The organism is Candidatus Electronema sp. PJ (genome assembly GCF_048287395.1).
GTDB lineage: Bacteria > Desulfobacterota > Desulfobulbia > Desulfobulbales > Desulfobulbaceae > Electronema.
This window is the reverse complement of the sequence record NZ_JBLWEO010000025.1, coordinates 1-18,278: the sequence shown is the minus strand read 5'-3', so window position 1 is coordinate 18,278 and position 18,278 is coordinate 1. Positions and strand designations below refer to the sequence as shown.

Genomic DNA, 18,278 nt, shown 5'->3' with positions numbered 1-18,278 from the left:
GTACATCGAAGGCTTTTACAACCGCCAACGGCGGCATTCGGCGATCAGTTATCAGTCGCCGGACAACTACGAGCCGCTCTTCTTCAAAAGGGCTACTTAGGGAATAAAACGTGTCCGCTATTGCGAAGACAGGTCAACCTCTTTAGAAAAAGCGAAACAGGGGGCCGTTGTGCCCCATGAGCAAAAAAGTGGGGGGAGGATGAGGATGCGGGATGGGAATGGAGAAAAGGAGTTTGGGAGAAATCGCATAAACTCCCTCAATTTTCTTAGTGCGCCTGGAGGGATTCGAACCCCCAACCCTCGGATTCGAAGTCCGATGCTCTATCCAGCTGAGCTACAAGCGCATAAGGGAAACGCAGAAAAATATACAGCAGCGCGGCAAAATTGGAAAGGCTTTTCTGCGCATTCAACTGAAGAAGATAACGGTGCTGACCCAAACCAGCTCAAACAGAAAGGCTCGCTGCTGCCGACCAAGGGTATTTGGTTAACTTTGCAGCCCTTGCAGCCTGGGAAGCAAGGATCTTTACCAGGCACACCTCCTTTGCTACTCACCTGCAACCGCTCTTGCAGAGGCTTGCACGTTGGTAGATCTCGTTACAGCCCTTTGATGAATAGGTGGTCAGTCTTGTTGGGTATCATGAAACCAGTGGACAATCACTACCGCTGACATTATGCTGAGGGCGGCAGAGCAGTTTTGGTTTTTCATCCCATCTTACCCGTTCCGCATCCGGCAAACTGTTACCTTTAATCAACAAACAGGGAACATATTTGCTGTCAACAGGAAATAAATGACCAAACATCTCTTTATCAAAACCTTTGGCTGTCAGATGAACGAGCGCGACTCCGAGATCATGGAGCAGCTCCTGGCGCAGAGCGGCTATATCCCAGTGGCAGAGCAGATCGAGGCGGATTTAGTCATTCTCAATACCTGCTCAATCCGGGCTAAGGCAGAGCAGAAGTTCTTCAGCCTGCTTGGCTCGCTCCGGCAGCAGAAGAAAAAACAACCAGGCCTGCGCATTGCCGTGGCGGGCTGCGTGGCCCAGCAGGAGGGCGAGCGCATCTTTGAGCGGATGCCGCACGTGGACATCGTCATTGGCACCCAGCAAATCTGGCGGCTGCCAGAACTGCTCCAGCGGTTGGAACAGGGGAAAAACAAGCGGGAGATCGCCTGCGGCTTAGACAAACACTTCGTCATTCCGCCCTTCCAAAAGTTGCTGCACAACTCGCCACCCGCTTCGGAGCCGCTTGAATTCCGCAAATTCGTCACCATCATGCAGGGCTGCGACAATTACTGCGCCTACTGCGTTGTCCCAAACACCCGGGGCCGAGAAATCAGCCGTCCGGTCTCGGACATATTGGAAGAGGTGGAGCTATTAGTTCAGCATGGCATAAAAGAAATCACCTTGCTCGGCCAAAACGTCAATTCCTACGGCAGCACCAACCCTGTGGCGGAAGTGCCAGTCAGCTTTGCCGAGCTGTTGAAGATGACCGCAGCAGTACCAGGCGTGCAACGGCTGCGCTTCACCACCTCTAATCCGCAGGATTTATCCACCGAGCTGATGCGCTGCTTCCACGAGCTGCCCAATCTCTGCCCGCACTTCCATCTGCCGGTGCAGGCAGGCTCTAATGCCGTGTTAAAGCGGATGCACCGCAAATACACCCGCGAGCTGTATTTGGAAAAAGTGGCTGAACTGCGCTCCTTCTGCCCGGACATCGCTCTCAGCACCGACGTGATCGTTGGCTTTCCCGGCGAGACCGAGGCGGACTTCTCGCAAACCATGAATTTGTTAGAAACAGTGCGTTTCCACGGCTCTTTCTCCTTCAAATACTCAGACCGACCCAACACCCGCTCGGCAGCCTTCCCTGATAAGGTCGATGAACAGGTCAAGGGCGAGCGGCTGGAGCAGTTTCAAGCGCGGCAAGACGAAATCAGCTTAGAGCGAAACCGGGAATTCCTCGGCAAGAGCGTCGAGGTGATGGTAGAAGGGCACAGCGAGTCAGGCGTACAAGGTCGCAGCGGCAGCAATCACATTGTCCATTTCGCTGGTCAAGAACAGCTCCAGCCCGGTGATCTGGTGATGGTGACAATCAACCATGCGGGCCAGCATTCGCTCAAAGGAGAGCTATAACCGCAGGTTAATCATGCGATAAAGATTTATGGACATCAAAGCAGTGTTATATAGCATTAGGACACAGTAGATAATTATTGGGGATCGCCTCACTTTTCCCAGTTTACTGTGCTAAGGCAAGTGCATCTTGAGCATCTTGTTAGGCCACTGACAGAAGCTGAGGGCGATCTGGCTTGATAATGCTACCCTCTTTTTCAGTCTGATTTTCTTGTTGAGATATCCAACTAATTCGGACGAACAGCCTGCAACCAGAAGATTGATGTCGCTTATTGTTTTGACCTGTACAAACTCGCGAGAAGGAGAATGATAGACGAGAGCGGATTTTCCCTGCTGCACTAAATTCAAGACATTGTTTAAGGTGCCTTTGCTTTCTCCGTTCCAAACCATAAAGCCATAGTCGGCATCTAAGCTCATTTGTGTATCTTTCATAGCGTAATAGGCAAAATCTTTTTTCTTTCCGCCTGAATCAATAACCTTGACCTGCCAATTGCCCATATTATGCCTGCATTTTCCATCCATGCAGTAAACAACAACATCGTTGTAATTTTCTTCTGCAAAGAAGGACTGTATTGCCTTGTCAATTCCACCGGCATCACCAATAAGAACAGTGTGCTTGTTGGTGATGAGATTTTCCAGGCGTGTTCTGACAGCAGAATTCAATCGAGCGAGATTCCTTGATCCACCCAAAAAAACATTGCTCATCTGTGCACCCTTGTGCGAGTGATAGCGAGGACGTAAACAACTTTTGCGTTGCCTTGTGCTGTAAGCACCTCGGTGGCTGCTTCGAGTGTGGCACCGGAGCGATAGAGATCATCAACCAGTAAAACAGCCTTTGATTCAATCTGTTGTTTGTCGGCACGAAAAGCCCCTTCAAGCATCCGCTTTCGCTCTTCTGGATCTGACACGGATTTAAGTTCGCTTGTGCTCTTACACTTCACCAGTGCCGAAGCAGCTAATTCTATCCCAAGACCTGTCGCCAGTCCCTCAGCGATCTGATTTGTTATGGTTCTTGCCGGATTAGAAGGGGGGATTGGAATAATCAAGTCGAATTTCCCTTTAGCCTTGTCACCAAGATATTCTACAGCCGTGCTTACAATCTTCTGTAGCGCAGCATGATCATTTCGGTACTTAAATTGATAAAGCAGTTCGCCAAGTTCGCTTCTTGTGTTGGCGAAGATCGGATGCCCGAACTCGTTGTGGCCGATTATCTGACTTGCAACCGTATGCCAGTCAAGTACGATGCCTGCCTTCCATGGCCCCTTGACTCCTTGCGGCTGGAGTTCCATCAAGTTCTCCTTAACTACCTTCAATCTGCTCAAGCACACATTTTCATCACTCTATAGGGCGACAACACCATTTGTCAACAAAAAAACTATAGAGTGAAAGCGTATTCTGCTCAGCCTTCAGCTGCATTGCCGCCTAACTCCGACCCTAGATCACAGCAACACCCCTTCGGAAAAATCTCTTGGCCTGTCTCCAGTTCCAGTGCATTTGTAATTGACAAAGCCTATGCACCTTTTTACCATGCTTGCTTGAGGAACTGTTTCAGCAGGTATTCTATTTCATGCAGTCAACCGTATAAGGAAGGCTGATGGATATATTGGATGCAAGCTGACGGTCTGGGCTGCTGCTTTTATCGGGAGAGATATCAAAGTTTATCGTGCCGGAAACGCTCCAACCCGGCGAGGTAGTCATGGTGACAATCAACCATGCGGGACAGCATTCGCTCAAAGGAGAGCTGGCAGCGCGTGAAAACTAACTACGTTCTCATTGACTACGAAAACGTACAGGTGCAGTCTCTGGCCCTGCTCAAGGGTGAGCAGTTCTCGGTGCGGGTTTTTCTTGGCCCAAAAAACACCAAGCTGCCGGTCGAACTGGTTGTGGCCATGCAGGAGCTGGGCTGCCGGGCAGAATACATCGTGCTTGAAACCCCAGGCAGCAATGCGCTGGATTTTCATATCGCCTATTACCTCGGCGCACTGGCCGCAGCTGATCCGGCAGGCTTCTTTCACATCATTTCCAAAGACACCGGCTTTGATCCGCTCATCCGGCATTTGCGTGGGCGGAAGATTTTCGTAGCCCGTTCGGTCTCCATAGAAGAAATGCCCTGCTTCAAGGTGGCGGCCAGCGTCGCCACTCCGCCGCCGCAGGAAAGCAAGGCCATACCAAAGGCAGCTCCCGCTTCGACAGAAGAGCTACTCAAGCTGGCAGTTGCTGGGTTGATAAAATACAAAGAGAATAAGCCAGGAAAAGTTGAAACGCTGCGCAGCACCATTAATGCAATGTGCGGCAAAGATCTGTCAGCGACGAAAATCGATGAAGTGTATAATGCCTTGCTCCAGCGCGGCTATGTCAAAATTAACGGCACAAAGGTAAGCTACGCCCTGCCGTCGGTGGCATCTGTATCTTAAGGCGCATGACTGCTTTCTTGCTCGCTGGAAAAGGAGTTTGGCTTGGCCAAAGAGGAGTTCTGCCGACTTACAAAGGAGTTGTAGTCGGCAGGAAAGGAGTTTTGCCGAGTAACAAAGGAGTCTGGCCAAGCCGCAGAGGAGTTGTACTCGGCCACAAAGGAGTTTTAATCGGCCAAACTCCTTTGTGGCCGACTAAGAAAGGAGTTCTGCCAAGCTAAACTGCTTTCCTGCCGACTACAACTCCTTTCTCAACGAGCCGTATTCTTCTCCAAATCAGTTGGAAACGAGGCGGAGTATTCAAAACTTATTGCATTCATGTCCTTCCTTCATGTTCTTTTAGCTGCCTGCGTTTTGGATGCCCTGCTCGGCGATCCGCGCTGGTTTCCCCATCCCGTGCGGCTCATTGGCTGGTTTGCTAACCAGATGGAGCTGTTCACCCGTCGCTTGCCCTTGCGTGCGCGGCACAGCGGCGGCCTGACTGTCCTCCTGGTGCTGCTCGCTACCAGCGGAGCCAGTGCTGTTGTCCTGCTCCTGCTGGCCCAGCTGCCGCCGCTGTTCTTTTTGCTCGGCACTGCCTTTCTGCTGTACACGACTATCGCCGCCCGCGACCTCCTTGGTCATGCTTTGCATGTCCATGCCGCCTTCGGAGAAAGCCTTGCAAAGGCCCGGCAGCAAGTGGGGCTGATTGTGGGCCGCGACACCGCGCAGTTGGACGAGGCAGGCGTGATTCGGGCCTGCGTGGAAAGCGTGGCGGAAAACATGTCCGACGGTATCACGGCCCCGCTCTTCTGGGCAACAGTCGGCGCGATTCTTGCTTTGCCCGCTGGAGACCTTTGGTCTATCGTCTGCGCCGTGTTAATGGCGATGCTCTACAAGGCCATCAGCACAATGGACTCCATGTTCGGCTATAAAAACGAGCGGTATCTGGATTTCGGCTTTTGCCCGGCCCGCTTAGACGATTTGGCCAACTTTCTGCCCGCGCGGATTTCAGGTCTGGCCCTTGTTTTGGCCGCACCACTTTGCGGCGGCAGCCTGAAAAACGCCTGGTACATCCTGCGTCGCGACCGACGGCAACATGCCAGCCCTAATTCAGGCTGGCCAGAAGCAGCAGCAGCAGGTGCACTCGGCCTTCAGCTGGGCGGTGAGGCTACGTATTTCGGCAAAATCGTCAGCAAGCCGGTGATTGGCGAGCCACGCAGCCTGCCATTGCGTCAGCATATCCTCCAAGTCTGCCGCTTGGCGTTAACAGCCTCTTTGCTCTGCCTACTGCTCTTTGCCTGGCTCTTTCTCCTGGTGCTGAACACCCTCTGAAAGTACGTCATCGCGCTCTTGAAAAGATGGCGGCTGGCTGCTATAATCGGACTACAGGCATAAAAAGATTGTTTTTTAATTGCATTCAGGGGGGATGAAATGCACGTCAGGCAGATCTTCTATGCGGCTGTCGTCTTTCAGCTCGGTCTTTTGTCAGCACTACCAACACAGGCGACAGAGCAACTTTCGACGCAGGAAAGGGCTTGGTTTGAAACTTTTCAGAAAGGCACCTTGTATGCCTGCGGCTGGCAGGACATTACGGCAAAGCTTTTGGCGAAAGCACCCGTAGATATCAAATGCGACCTGCAAAAACGCCTGGAAGCCCTTGGGGCGAAAATCGGGCGCGAGTGGAGCAGGAACAATGATATCAGGAAAATTGACAACACGATGTTGAGGCAATGGGGTAAACTCCTGCAACAAACAGCAGAACAGGAGCCAGACAAAATTCCGCAGGCAGTTGAAAAGCTTAATCAGAAGGTGGAAGATCTGCTTAACTGACCAAGCAGGCAGACTGGCTTGGGTTGGCAAATGAAAAGCTCATCATCCGATTAATGGAGTTCACTGCCCGGATGCGGATGTCTTCTTCAACATGAATCTCGTTGTTGTCATCTCTCAGCGCAGCAAGCAGATTTCTCAGTCCATTCATTGCCATCCAAGGGCAACGGCTGCATGATACGCAGGTAGCACCTTCTCCTTCTTTGGGAGCCTCTAAGAAGAGTTTTTCAGGCATTGCCTGGCGCATCTTATAAAAGATGCCTGGTTCTGTGGCAACGATGAAAACTGAGGCCTGGCTTTTTCTTGCTGCATTGAGCAGATTGGTTGTCGAGCCGACATAATCTGCCAGATTAATGATGTCCATTGGTGATTCTGGATGGACCAGCACTTCAGCCTGGGGATACCTTTCTTTAAGCCTAACCAGGGCACTGGCTTTGAATTTCTCATGCACTATGCAGGAACCTGGCCAAAGGAACATGTCCGCACCGGTCTCTCGTTGAATGTAATCGCCGAGAAATCTGTCTGGTGCCCACAATATTTTCCGGCCTTCCTGCTTAAGATGGGAGACTATTTTTAGCGCATTGCTGGATGTCACCACCCAATCGGCTTCAGCTTTTACTGCCGCGCTGGTGTTGGCATACACAACTGCGGTGCGGTCGGGATATTTGTTGCGTGTTTCTCGGAATAATTCTGCTGGGCAGTTTAAATCAAGGGAGCATTCTGCTCGTAAGGACGGCATGAGCACCCGTTTTTTCGGGCTTAATATTTTAGCGGTCTCGCCCATAAAACGAACACCAGCAACGATCAAAGTTTGCGCAGCGTGATCCCGGCCAAAGCGAGCCATTTCAAGAGAATCAGCCACACAACCGCCAGTACTTTCAGCAAGCTCCTGAATATCTTCAGCGGTGTAGTAATGGGCAATCAGTACCGCATTTCTTTTTTGCAAACGCTCCTTAATTTCCGCAATAATTTGTAATTTTTCCTCCTCTTGCATAGGAGAAAAGACTTCCAGTGCCTCTCTGTACGCCTGCTCAACAAAAGCAGAATCGACTTGAGGATAAGTAACCTTAATGATGTGCATTGGTATCTGGTATTTTTGCAGGTTTGGAGAGCAGGGTGCAGAAAAAGAAAGCCTCTGCCAAAGAGGCAGAGGCTGAAAACAAATCAGGCTGCTTTCACCCAGGTTGCCTGGAGACCTTTGTCTCCTTCCTCCAAGGCAAGGCAGACAGCTGCGCCTTCCTCAAGGTCATTCATGCTCATATCCTTGAGGGCGTTGGCATGGAAGAAGACCTCCTGATTGTCTAAGGTCATAATGAAACCGTACTCGTCAAAGACGCGCTGCACCGTGCCCCGCGTATCGCCGCCGGGGGCGCCGCCGAGCACTTTGACACTGGCCTCATGCTTGTGATTATGTTTCTTCTTAACTATATCTTTGAGCTGCTGGCCGAGCACATCAAAGGTCTCAACCAGTAGAGGATGCACCTTCTCGCCCCAGCGCTTAACCACCACGGTATCATTGGGCACTGATGCGACCAGACTAACTTCGTAACCGCCCTCCTTGTAGCCAGGCGTAGCCTCTATGCTGACTCGCAGGTGAAGAACAAGATTTGCGTAATGCCGGACAAGTTTCTCGCGTTCTTCTTCGATTTTCTCCTGCCAACCGGCCCGCATCTCAAGATTTCTGGTCTCAACTTTCAGATCCATATTTCCTCCAAGTTTTCAGCGTCAGCGACCCCATGCCGCTGCCTTTGTTGCGCAACATAATACTGCTGCGGTCTTCTACATTCATGGCGATACCCTCCTGACAGATCTTGGCCGAAGATACGCAGAGGCTGCAAAATCTGCGGAAAGGACGGAACAGGAAAGGATTGCGCAGCACTAGCAGAAAGAATGCTGTGCGTGGCAGTGAAAGTCAGTCTTACCATAGAGTTATTATAGACTTTCCATCAGCACCAGGCAAGACTTAAAAACAACATTTGCTTGACGATGGGAGCGGAATCCCTGTACCTTGCCATCATGCAATTTTTAAACTGAACTGCGGATAGAAAAATGGATAAAAAAACCGGAGTGCTGCTTCTGAACATGGGCGGCCCTGAGAAGCAGGCAGATGTTCGTCCTTTTCTCTATAATTTGTTTTCTGATCGGCAGATCATCCGTCTTGGCCCTGCCTTACTGCAAAAGCCCCTTGCGGCTCTGATCGCCTTGCGGCGTGCGCCAAAGAGCCGAGCAAATTACCAGAAGCTGGGCGGCGGCTCACCGATAACGGCAATCACTGTTCGGCAGGCAGCGGCCTTAGAAAAGGTCTTGGCGGCAGATGGCCACTTTCTCGTCCGCCCTGTCATGCGCTACTGGTATCCTTTTGCCAAGACCGTGCTCCGGGAACTGGCTGCCGCTGGCGTGAGCGAACTGATCGCCCTCCCACTTTACCCGCATTACTGCCGGGCCACCAGTGGTTCGTCCTTTGCTGACCTACGGAACCAGAACCGGCAGCTTGGCTTGCATCTGCCACTGCGAGAAATCCGCTCTTGGCCGATTGAACCGGACTATATTGCCAGTTTAGCGGCTCGAATTCAAGAAGGATTGGCCTTGTTCGGCAATGGCAGCGAAACAGTACAGGTGGTCTATAGTGCGCATAGCTTGCCCAAGCAGTTTATTGATGAGGGCGATCCCTATGTGGATGAACTTTGCCTCACCATTGCCGCCTTGGAGCAGCAGACTGGCAAAACCGGCAAACTCTGCTTTCAGAGCCGGAGCGGGCCGGTAGTATGGTTGCAGCCTTCCACCGAGGACATGCTGATTCAGCTCGCTGCTGAAGGCTGCAAAAACATCCTGATGGTGCCAATAGCCTTTGTCTCCGATCATATTGAAACCCTATATGAGATCGACATGCTGTATAAGGAGCTGGCTCAGAAGCTGGGAATGCGGCTAGAATCTACACGCGGCCTGAATGATGAGCCGCAGTTTATTAGCGGCTTGCGGAACCTGGTCTTGAAGGCAGGAGGTCTGGTGAGCGCATGTTCATGCTGAGGTCTTGGCTTGGCGTAGCAAGACCAGTTCCAACCATGTCCACTAGCCCTAAAGTACACCGCCGTCTTACACCCCAAACTGGGAGGCAAAAACGGCGGTGCCCCTGCTGCTAACGAGCAGGAGAGAGTTGCGCTGGCTGCGCATTCGCAGCGTTACTTATTCGCCGAAGCTGTCAGCGTAGAGTTGCTCGATGGCCTTCTTGCCATCATCGCTCAGATAGCGGGTGCCTGAGCCAACATAGGTATCAAAGGAGATTTTTGGCTTGTCCTCTGGCTGCCAATTGCCGTCTTGCCAGCTGAACCAGCCTTTCCGGTTCTGGTCATAGACATGCAGGGGCCGATTGAAGAGTTTGGCCAGCTCCACAGCCCAGCCAGTGCCGCCCTTAACCGAGTTATCCTCCAAGATGGTGCCGATAACAAAGACCTGATGGCCTTTATTGACCATGTGGAAAATCGCTTGCAAGACCCGCCGGATTTTTTCCGTCTCATAATAGGTGCGATTCATCATCCGGGAGGCGATTTCCATGCTGATATCGCCGCGCTGGAGGTCATCTTCCGTGAGCAGCACCGCGTTCTTGTCGCGATTGAGGCGATGCCCCTCAAAGGTGAAGATCACCTCGTTGACTCCGTATTTTTCTGCCAATTCGCCGAACACGGTCTCTGCCCCTTTGAGGCCACCGTGGTATAGTGTGCATTCTTCTGTCTTCATCTGCATCGTCCTTTCTTTGAATGGGTTCATCTTCTCAGATAGTTATCGCTTCCCTGCTTTAAAAAAGACCCGCCAGGGCGCAGGATATCCCTCTATTGTAAGTGCGGGATTCTTCTTGTCAATGAAATCCTGATAGGATTCAAAGTTCATCCATTCGGTGCGGCGTTGTTCTTCGCTACTCATCGGATGCAGGCAGAAGCACTCGATATCTACGAAACCCGCCCGAAGTAGCCAGTTATGCAGACAGGATGGGGCCGGGACAAACCAGGTGCCAGGTACCTTGGCATAGGTTTTTTCTGGGAAGAGGGCGATTGGCTGGTCGTTGTTGATCGCCTGCGATTCCAAAAGCAGAGAGCCGCCCGGCTTGAGGGCAATGCGCAGCTCATGCAGAGCATCTATCGGCGAGGGTCGGTGATAGAGAATGCCCAGGCAGAAGATCACGTCAAAGCAGTCAGGGAACAGGGGCAGATGCTCGATCCCCAGCAGATCACTATGCAGGTTGTCCAGTTTGGCAAAGTGGTTGAGGAGGGAGAAGGCAAAGTAATGATGCACATACGGCTCAAAGCCCAGTACCAGACGCGGCTGATAGGCCGCCATCCGAAACATATAATACCCGTTATTACAGCCGATATCCGCGATCACTTTGTCCCGCAGCTCCGGCAAGGCAGGCAGGAGCCGGTTCCACTTGCGCCAGCTCTGCCATTCTGCGTCAATGTCGATGCCAAAGACGGAAAACGGCCCTTTGCGCCAGGGCATAAAGCCTTTTAACAGGCGAAAAACCTGTTCCTGCTCGGCCTCGCTGAGGTCGGCGCGGTTGCCAATGCGCACCACATCGTTGTTGAGGTCAAGGCTGGAGGCCCGCAGCTGCTGGACAGCCTTGAGCGGCTCGCGGTAGCGGAGAAAGCCTTTCTTATCTTGGCTGATCCAGTCCTGCTTTTCCTGATGCAGGCGGCTGATTTCGTCCTTCAGGGCTGTGGGGAGAAAATGGAGGTAGGGCGGCACGTGTCTTCCTTGCAAGGTGACGAGAGCAGGTTTGTATAGTTTATTCAAATGGTAAGAGGATAAGAAGGGCAGTTGCAGCAATTGCAATAAGTCGCTGAAACACTCCTTTTGTACTCGGTTGCCAAGGAGTTTGGCTCGGTAACAAAGGAGTTGTACTCGGCCAAACTCCTTTCCAAGTCGGCAGAACTCCTTTGCTAGTCGGCCAGACTCCTTTCTTGCCGACTACAACTCCTTTCTTACTCGGCAGAACTCCTCTGCAAGTTAGCCAAACTCCTTTTCGGCCAAGCCGAACTGCTTTCCTACCGACTATAACTGAAGCATTTGTGAGCTGCCAGCAAATCGGTGGGATGAGCACAGCAGAAAATGAAAAAAGCCGTCTCCAAGACAGAGGCGGCGTGAGATGCTATCGTGCTCCGACAGGATGGTGTTCAGCCTGAATCAGTATGGCTTTTTGCCAGTCATGTTGCCTGCGGGAGAGTAATTGCAGACCCAGATCTGGGAATTGTCCCCGCAGACTGCCATTGCGCAGCCTACCTCTTTGGTGTCCTTCCAGACGACTTGGGTATAGTGTCCACATTCCATGTGACAGGTATTATCGCTATGATCATACCATTGCACCTCGTTGCCCCAGCTATCAACCGCATCCTTCGGGGTCTTTGGGCTGAGTTCTTTTTTGCCGTCAGAGTGCATGATGGAGCTGGCCCAGTAAACATTTTCCCCGTACTCATTGCCACTGTGTCCTAAACTGCACGTAGTGGCAACAAGATGGTTTGCCCATTTCTGCGCGACACTCGCCAACTTGTCCGACCACTGAAGACCCGGCACGCCCACCTTGCTGCGCCATTCATTATGAGCAGCAATCATGGCTGACGCATCAACCCCGCTGCTACCAGAAGCAGGTGAAGTTGCACTCCTCACCGCAGAAGGAGGAGCACCTACTCTATTGTTTGAATTGGCGGTTGAGGTCTGAACACAGGCCGCCAAACAGCTCGCAAGAAGAGCATATCCCGCCCTTATCAACCATTGTTTCTTCTTCATCTCCTTTCTCCTTTTTTATTTAAAAGACATGCAGGATATTAGCATGTCATGGTATCTCAATACGGTCTTTGCCCTTCAATATTACCTACTGGCGCATAATTGCAGACCCACATCTGGGCTTTATCCGGGCAGATGGCAACAGCGCAGCCTAGTTCCGTACTGTCCCGCCAGATGATTTGGGTATAATGGCCGCAGATGCCATTACAGGTATTGTTTTCGTAATCATAGTTTTTAGCTTCACTCGCCCAGCCGTCAACGATTTGGAGAGGGGTTCTGGTTTGGATTTCCCGCCTACCATTGGACCAGACCACGGCACTGACCTTGTAAATATTCTCACCGTAGCCGCCACCACTGTGATACATGGCACAACAACCGTTGTTACTCAGGTGTTCTGCCCAGATTTGCGCTGCTTGAGCTAAGGATTCCGACCAAACAAGATCAGGGACACCGACTTCAGCGCGCCAGCGGTTGTGGGCAGACAGCATTGCGGTCGAATCAACCGTACCAACCCCTTCGGCAAAGGTGTCGGTTTCCTCATAATACTTATTGATGAGCACTATGCCGCTGCCTTCAGGCTGATCAGTGACGGAATCCTCGCTGATAGCTTGGGTCTGAGCGCAGGCAGTGAGAGTGAAGAAGACTAGAGGGAGAATGCTTAATATTTTCGTGATGATCATGTGAAAAGAAGTGGCAGTCTGTGGCATCTCTTAAAAAAGGGGAACTATCCTTTTATACCAGCAGAACAGCAATCCGACAAGGCCGCGCCGACGATTTGCGCGGGAAAAGGTAAAAAAGTTACCTGGAGGTACGGCCCGGAGATCGCCAGATCGATGATGTTGGTGCTGGTATAGACCCAGAAGAAGGCGGTGGAGAAGAGTTGCTGCGCCTCCCGCTATTGCGATGGCGCATTTCACGCCGCAGCTATCGTAAGCGGGGCTTCGGGTGCCGTACTTGACGCATCGAACGGCTCATTCCAAGCGTCGAATGCCTTGCCCTACGCTTCGGATGCTTCATTCCACGCGTAGGCTGACTTATCCGACGCGAGGAACGCCGCATTCCACGTGTCGAATAGGTCATTCCCGGCGTAGAACGCCTCGTCCAAGGTGTCGGATGCCCAGTTCCAAGCGTGGAACGTCTTGTCTTCAGCGGGCGGTTGGGCGGTTTGCGTCGTCAACTTTCGCCTCACGGTAATCCCGCATGAAGCTGGCATCGCCGAGCAGCAGGGCTGTCTCTTCCTCGCTGCTGCGCTGCAAATCCTCCAGAAAAGCCAAGGCCGCGTCCAGCTTTTCCAGCGGCATTGCCTCGATGACACTGTGAAGCCTACTCTTTATCTCTGCTGTCGCCATGTTTTCACCTTTCTATGCGTTTTCTATTTATCCGCGCCAGACACCGTGGGCACAAACCAGCCGAAATAGCTGCGGCCTTCGACGTGGCGGATGACTTGGCCGGAGCTGTTCCAGAGATGAATGCGCCGCAGGTCGGGGTCGTAGTAATACACCGAAGCGGCGGAAATATGCTGCGCCAGCGGGCTGCCGTCTTTGGCATCAAACAGCGAGGCAACGCCGCCTTCTTCGGTGATGACCACCGCCGTATCATTCATGGAAAATGCAACAGACTGGATGTGCTTATCCTTGCTGGAAGTCAGCGAGCACAGCATCTTTTTCTCTTTCACATCCCACAGCTCGGCAGGACGCTTTGGTCCCCATATTACAGCCCGCTGCATATCGGCACTGGATGAAACTTTGTCTTTATCGCCGAGTTTGATATTTTTCAGCAGGACAGGCTCGCCTTTGCTGACGTGCCAAAGTTTTATATCGTTTCCATCTTGCCAGTAAACAATTGGGGCCGAGTTTCTATCTTTTTCGTTGCTCAAGCGCATATCCCCTATTTTTACCCTGTGAGCAGGTTCCAGATTGGCACTCGCAAGAACAGTTAATCTATTGTTATAATTATACGAAGAGAAGAAAATATACATCCCGTCGGCAGTAAAATTTATATTACCATCAATTGATTCTTTAGGCATCTTGCATCCTCGCACAAAATTCCCATCATCAATATTCCAGAGCTGAAGCTCTGCCTCGCCTGTTGGTGTCATCGATACAGTACAAATTTTTTTCGTCAAACTATGAAAGGTGAAATCAAAACCTTCTTTATTCTGATCAGTTATATTCTTTATTTTTTCACCTGAAACGGTATCGTACAGCGCAACTACATTACTGTTTCCTTCTCGAGAAAGTGTAACCAACCGATCTTCTTTGACACTAAACTGGAAATCTGTCATTCTTCCAACAACTTTCGTGCTGCTCTCTATAATGCCATTTATTTTTCGAGAAGCTTGTTTTTTATCAACGGACCAAAGTACCGCATCAAACACTTTATCATTTTTATTTTTGTTATCCTTGTAATTGATATACTGCTCAGTATCTGCGAAATCAAATTCATTACCATTAGGCAAGTCAGTTACTGTCCAACTATCAGTGCTGATTAATTTATTAATCGTTCGTATTTCTCTGTATGAATTCTTTGACACATTCTTTTCAAGAATTATTCTTTCTGCTATAAGAATATCTTCTCTCAACTTATCAGAATAACGATTAATAGATATCACATTTTCTTTTTTTTGAAAAAGTACTACTCCATTAACAATGTTACCAGTTTTCGCATCCCAAGATCGAAGATAATATTCTTGATTAATCCCACTAATTACCTGCCCCTTTTGAGGTAGTATTCTATACTCTACGCTTCCCGCTTCCCCCTCCTCCCAATGCCTCCCAATCACCTTTTCCTGCCACTGAATCCCCGCCGTTGCCATCAAATACAACCCGCCCGCCATCAGCACCGCCACAAACACCATCGCCCCTGAAAACACCGCAGGCACAATCAAACTCTTTCGGATCAGCCGCCGGGCATTCGGCTGGACAAGCAGCGGCCTGTCCGCGTGCGCCCGGATGAAACGCAGCCTGCGCAGCGGAATCACCCCGCGCTGCTGGGCAAGATGATAGCGCAGGAGCTGATTCGCCTCTTCGGTCTGGGTGGAAACATCGCCGGTGGCCAGCTCCACCGCGCCGACCAGATAATCGTGCAGCAAGGCATAGGCATCCGGGCCGCTCTTCCGCTTCTCCTCGGCCAGCAGGCGGGCAAGGACAAAGGTGCGCACCAGCGCGGCGACCGTCTGGCTGCCTGCCGTCCTGCCGATGTCAGCGGCCAGCTCGGCCAGCGGCTTCGGCGGCCTTTTGGTGCGGGTGGGAAAATCGCAGAGCGAGCGGAGCAGCTTCGCGCCCAGCTCCGGCTCGCGGCAGGATTCCAGCGCGTTCTTGATGTGATGGGCAAGGATTCCGGCAGTGCCGCCCTCAGCCTGATAGCGGTCGCTGCTGAGGCTGCCGCTTTCAGCCAGATGGGTGCAGACAATCTGCAACTCCGGGGGCCGCACTTCGCCGTTTTCCTCCAGATCGGCAGCAAGGGCGGCGGCAAAGGCTTCCTCCGCTGCGATGCCGTCCGCCAAAGCGCACTGCTGCACGGCATCAATGGCCTGCGCCACGGTGAAGTTGCGGACGTGGAAGGTGTTGACAGGATTGGTCGGATCAGGCAGCTCGGCAGCAAGGTCGTGGAAGTCCACCAGGAATTCCCGCCGCACCGCGCAGACCACCCGCACCGGCGGCACACGCTGAATAAGCCGGGCGATGAAGCGGCCCAGCAGGGCGCGGGCCTCCGGCTCGCGGTGCTCAACAAACCACTCCTCGAACTGATCGAGGATGAGCACGCATTTGTCCGCCGGAATCTGCTCCTGCGCGAAGGCCTCCAGCTCCGCAGCCAAGCGTTCGCAGGATGAGGCAACGGCAAGGCCGGTTCTTGCCAAACGGCGCGGGCTGCGCAGATAAACCGGCTCCAAGCCGTTGGCCCGGATGTTCCGCATCACTTCGGAACGCAGCAGCGAGGTCTTGCCTGCGCCGGAATCGCCGCAGATAATGCCGAAGCGGAAGTCATCGTTGACAATCCGCACTGCGATGGAGCGGGCCAGCTGCTTGCGGTCTTGGCCGGGCAGATCGTCCTGCTCCTCAAACGGTGACAGGCTGCGGAAGGCGGCTCGCGGCTGATTGCGCCGTTCCTCCCAAAGCCGCTCCTGCTCTTCGCGCTGCTTCTTCTGCCGATGCGAACGCCGGACATGCCAGCTTCCGCCAGTCACAACAAGAGCGGCCAGCACCGCGCTGGCAATCTGCGCTGCCCCGCTGCTGAGGAACACGCCAAGCAGGCTGCCAATTCCGGCGGCAAGATAGGCAATCAGCTCCTGCCATTCCTTGAGCTGATCAAGGGCGGCCTTCGGGGAAGCTGGTTCGCTCACCCCTCTGCCTCCTCCCTCAGACTCCGCTGAAACAACTCCTGCACCGCTGCCTTGCAGGGCTTGTCCGCATACAGTATCTGATACACCTGCTCCAGAATTGGCATCTCAACGCCAACGCTGGCGGCCAGCTGCCAGCAGGACTTGGTCGTGCGCACGCCTTCCGCTACCATCGTCATCTCGGCAAGGGCCTGAGCCAAGCTGCGCCCTTCGCCGAGCTTGAGTCCGACAGTGCGGTTGCGGCTGAGGCTGCCAGTGCAGGTAAGCACCAAATCACCCAAGCCGCCGAGGCCTGAGAAGGTGGCTGGCTTTGCGCCCATCGCCACGCCAAGCCGGGTGATCTCAGCAAGTCCACGGGTGATTAGTGCGGCTCTGGCGTTGAGGCCGCAGCCGAGGCCGTCAGCTATGCCCGCAGCAATGGCGATGACGTTCTTCATCGCCGCCGAGACCTCCAAGCCAATGATGTCGCTGCTGGTGTAAGCACGGAAGAACGCGGTAGAGAAGAGCTGCTGCGCTGCCTTAGCCGCTCCCGCGTCGGCAAAGCCCACCGTGACCGCTGTCGGTAGGCCAGCAGCCACCTCGTCAGCAAAGCTAGGGCCGCTCAATACCCCGACATGCAGTCTGCCTTGCCGCCCCTGTCTGCCCAGCTCAGTGTGCATGATCTGGCACATGGTCTGGCCGCTTTCGATCTCAATACCTTTTACTGCCGAGACCAACAGAGTGCCGTCTGCCAACTGGGGAATCAAGGCTGCAAAGACCTCGCGGAATCCATGCGAAGGCACGGCCATGACCACGCAGCCGCAGCTTGCCGCGCACCCGAGGTCGTCCGTTGGCCGCAGCGTCACAGGCAAGGCCGCGCCGGGCAGGTAGCGGCGATTCTCACGGTCGCGGCGCAAGGCATCAATATGCGTGCTGTTCCGGCCCCAGAGCGCGACCTGCACACCCTTGTCCGCCAGCAGCTTGGCCAAGGCTGTGCCCCAGCTGCCCGCGCCGATTACGGCTGTTTGCTCAATCTGCATTGTCATGCCTATGATATCCTCACATCCAGCACATCCACCAGCCTGCTGCTGTAGTTGTCCCTTGTCAAACTGATCAGGTCGGCCAGATTCTCGACCGTAACAGTAAGCGACTGCACTGCCGAGCCGCTGAAGCCGGGCAGCACGTAGGCAGTCTCTGTGGTCACGGCAACCGCCGCGCCTTCCCTGCCTCCTTCCTGCATGTCAAGAAGGCGCAAGGTGAGCTGGCCGGTGCGGCTGTCAACCAGGGCCTGAATGCGCAGCAGCTCATTGGCTGTTGCGGTGCCGCCAGTGACGCTGGCCAACGGCTCGGCAGCATCGCCAGTAAGGATGCCGGTCTCCACGGACAGCGGCACAGTCAGCGGAGTGCGCAGCTTGCGGCTGTATGTGCCGGTGCGCGGCGTGCCGTGCTCGCTGTAGCGGGCGTTGACTGTGACGGTGTATTCGTTGTTCCAGGGATTATCCTGCGCCGGAATATCTGGCATGAGCAGGATCTCGCCCGACCCAACTCGCAGCAGGCGTGTCTGCACGGCACTGCCGTTGCGGGTTCCCTCAAGCACCACGCTGCCTGCGCTCTGCGGATCAGCAGCAAGATCAGTGCCAGTGAGCAGCAGCACGCCTGCCGGGTTAAGCACATCATCGAGCTTGAGCAGCGTGTCCTCAACGGAGCTGATCATCGGAGCCTTCTCTGTTGCCGCTACGCGTTCCAGTTTGCCGAGATGCCGCACCTCTTTGACATAAACCTGGGACACGCGCACATTGACTTGGAGCATGTCGTTGCCCGCTGGCAGCGGGTCATCCGGGT

17 protein-coding genes and 1 tRNA gene are annotated in these 18,278 nt (G+C 53.3%); 5 read left to right on the top strand and 13 right to left on the bottom strand.

Annotation, left to right across the window (positions count from 1 at the left end; genetic code table 11):
• Positions 1–270: 270 nt before the first annotated feature.
• A tRNA-Arg gene (locus ACNKIB_RS03785) sits at positions 271–344 on the bottom strand.
• A 444-nt stretch (positions 345–788) separates the two neighbouring features.
• Between ACNKIB_RS03785 and miaB the strand changes: the two genes are divergently transcribed.
• Positions 789–2,129 (top strand): tRNA (N6-isopentenyl adenosine(37)-C2)-methylthiotransferase MiaB, encoded by a 1,341-nt coding sequence (gene miaB / locus ACNKIB_RS03780; RefSeq protein WP_417909216.1) that lies wholly within the window; start codon positions 789–791, stop codon positions 2,127–2,129.
• Positions 2,130–2,240: 111 nt separating this feature from the next.
• Here miaB and ACNKIB_RS03775 read toward each other — a convergent pair whose 3' ends face one another.
• Together ACNKIB_RS03775 and ACNKIB_RS03770 are read right to left on the bottom strand one after the other, a co-directional pair.
• The gene (locus ACNKIB_RS03775) at positions 2,241–2,831 is read right to left on the bottom strand and encodes a hypothetical protein (protein WP_417909215.1); all 591 of its coding nucleotides are present in this window, start codon (positions 2,829–2,831) and stop codon (positions 2,241–2,243) included.
• Positions 2,828–3,415 (bottom strand): ComF family protein, encoded by a 588-nt coding sequence (locus tag ACNKIB_RS03770; protein WP_417909214.1) that lies wholly within the window; start codon positions 3,413–3,415, stop codon positions 2,828–2,830. The genes ACNKIB_RS03775 and ACNKIB_RS03770 overlap by 4 nt, the downstream gene beginning before the upstream one ends.
• A gap of 423 nt (positions 3,416–3,838) precedes the next feature.
• Between ACNKIB_RS03770 and ACNKIB_RS03765 the strand changes: the two genes are divergently transcribed.
• The 3 genes from ACNKIB_RS03765 (at position 3,839) to ACNKIB_RS03755 (ending at position 6,349) form a co-directional block, all read left to right on the top strand.
• A complete protein-coding gene (locus ACNKIB_RS03765) occupies positions 3,839–4,540 on the top strand; it encodes a PIN domain-containing protein (protein ID WP_417909213.1) in 702 nt (233 codons plus the stop codon).
• A 315-nt stretch (positions 4,541–4,855) separates the two neighbouring features.
• Complete coding sequence (gene cbiB / locus ACNKIB_RS03760; protein WP_417909212.1) at positions 4,856–5,851, top strand: adenosylcobinamide-phosphate synthase CbiB; 996 nt, start codon at positions 4,856–4,858, stop codon at positions 5,849–5,851.
• Between the two features lie 99 nt (positions 5,852–5,950).
• Positions 5,951–6,349, top strand: coding sequence for a hypothetical protein (locus tag ACNKIB_RS03755; protein WP_417909211.1), 399 nt, complete (start codon positions 5,951–5,953; stop codon positions 6,347–6,349).
• On the opposite strand, the gene nadA is transcribed toward ACNKIB_RS03755, so the two are convergent.
• Together nadA and ACNKIB_RS03745 are read right to left on the bottom strand one after the other, a co-directional pair.
• On the bottom strand, positions 6,342–7,427 hold the full coding sequence (gene nadA / locus ACNKIB_RS03750; RefSeq protein WP_417909210.1) for a quinolinate synthase NadA: 1,086 nt from the start codon (positions 7,425–7,427) through the stop codon (positions 6,342–6,344). The genes ACNKIB_RS03755 and nadA overlap by 8 nt on opposite strands.
• An 83-nt stretch (positions 7,428–7,510) precedes the next feature.
• Entirely contained in the window at positions 7,511–8,050 is a 540-nt protein-coding gene (locus tag ACNKIB_RS03745; protein ID WP_417909209.1) for a cold shock domain-containing protein, read from the bottom strand.
• A gap of 345 nt (positions 8,051–8,395) precedes the next feature.
• Between ACNKIB_RS03745 and hemH the strand changes: the two genes are divergently transcribed.
• A complete protein-coding gene (hemH, locus tag ACNKIB_RS03740) occupies positions 8,396–9,373 on the top strand; it encodes a ferrochelatase (RefSeq protein WP_417909208.1) in 978 nt (325 codons plus the stop codon).
• 156 nt (positions 9,374–9,529) lie between these two features.
• Here the strand turns inward: hemH and ACNKIB_RS03735 are convergent, their stop codons facing one another.
• The 8 genes from ACNKIB_RS03735 to ACNKIB_RS03700 form a co-directional block, all read right to left on the bottom strand.
• A complete protein-coding gene (locus ACNKIB_RS03735) occupies positions 9,530–10,081 on the bottom strand; it encodes a hypothetical protein (protein ID WP_417909207.1) in 552 nt (183 codons plus the stop codon).
• 42 nt (positions 10,082–10,123) lie between these two features.
• Positions 10,124–11,083, bottom strand: coding sequence for a tRNA 5-methoxyuridine(34)/uridine 5-oxyacetic acid(34) synthase CmoB (gene cmoB / locus ACNKIB_RS03730; RefSeq protein ID WP_417909206.1), 960 nt, complete (start codon positions 11,081–11,083; stop codon positions 10,124–10,126).
• A gap of 438 nt (positions 11,084–11,521) precedes the next feature.
• Complete coding sequence (locus ACNKIB_RS03725; RefSeq protein WP_417909205.1) at positions 11,522–11,947, bottom strand: CAP domain-containing protein; 426 nt, start codon at positions 11,945–11,947, stop codon at positions 11,522–11,524.
• Positions 11,948–12,177: 230 nt separating this feature from the next.
• The gene (locus tag ACNKIB_RS03720) at positions 12,178–12,798 is read right to left on the bottom strand and encodes a CAP domain-containing protein (protein ID WP_417909204.1); all 621 of its coding nucleotides are present in this window, start codon (positions 12,796–12,798) and stop codon (positions 12,178–12,180) included.
• A gap of 465 nt (positions 12,799–13,263) precedes the next feature.
• Entirely contained in the window at positions 13,264–13,467 is a 204-nt protein-coding gene (locus ACNKIB_RS03715; RefSeq protein ID WP_417909203.1) for a hypothetical protein, read from the bottom strand.
• A gap of 23 nt (positions 13,468–13,490) precedes the next feature.
• Positions 13,491–16,460, bottom strand: a complete 2,970-nt coding sequence (locus ACNKIB_RS03710) for a hypothetical protein (RefSeq protein WP_417909202.1) — start codon at positions 16,458–16,460, stop codon at positions 13,491–13,493.
• Positions 16,457–17,476, bottom strand: a complete 1,020-nt coding sequence (locus tag ACNKIB_RS03705; RefSeq protein ID WP_417909217.1) for an NAD(P)H-dependent glycerol-3-phosphate dehydrogenase — start codon at positions 17,474–17,476, stop codon at positions 16,457–16,459. Before ACNKIB_RS03705 ends, ACNKIB_RS03710 begins: the two co-directional genes overlap by 4 nt.
• An 8-nt stretch (positions 17,477–17,484) precedes the next feature.
• A partial coding sequence (locus tag ACNKIB_RS03700) for a hypothetical protein (RefSeq protein WP_417909201.1) occupies positions 17,485–18,278 on the bottom strand: 794 nt, incomplete at its 5' end.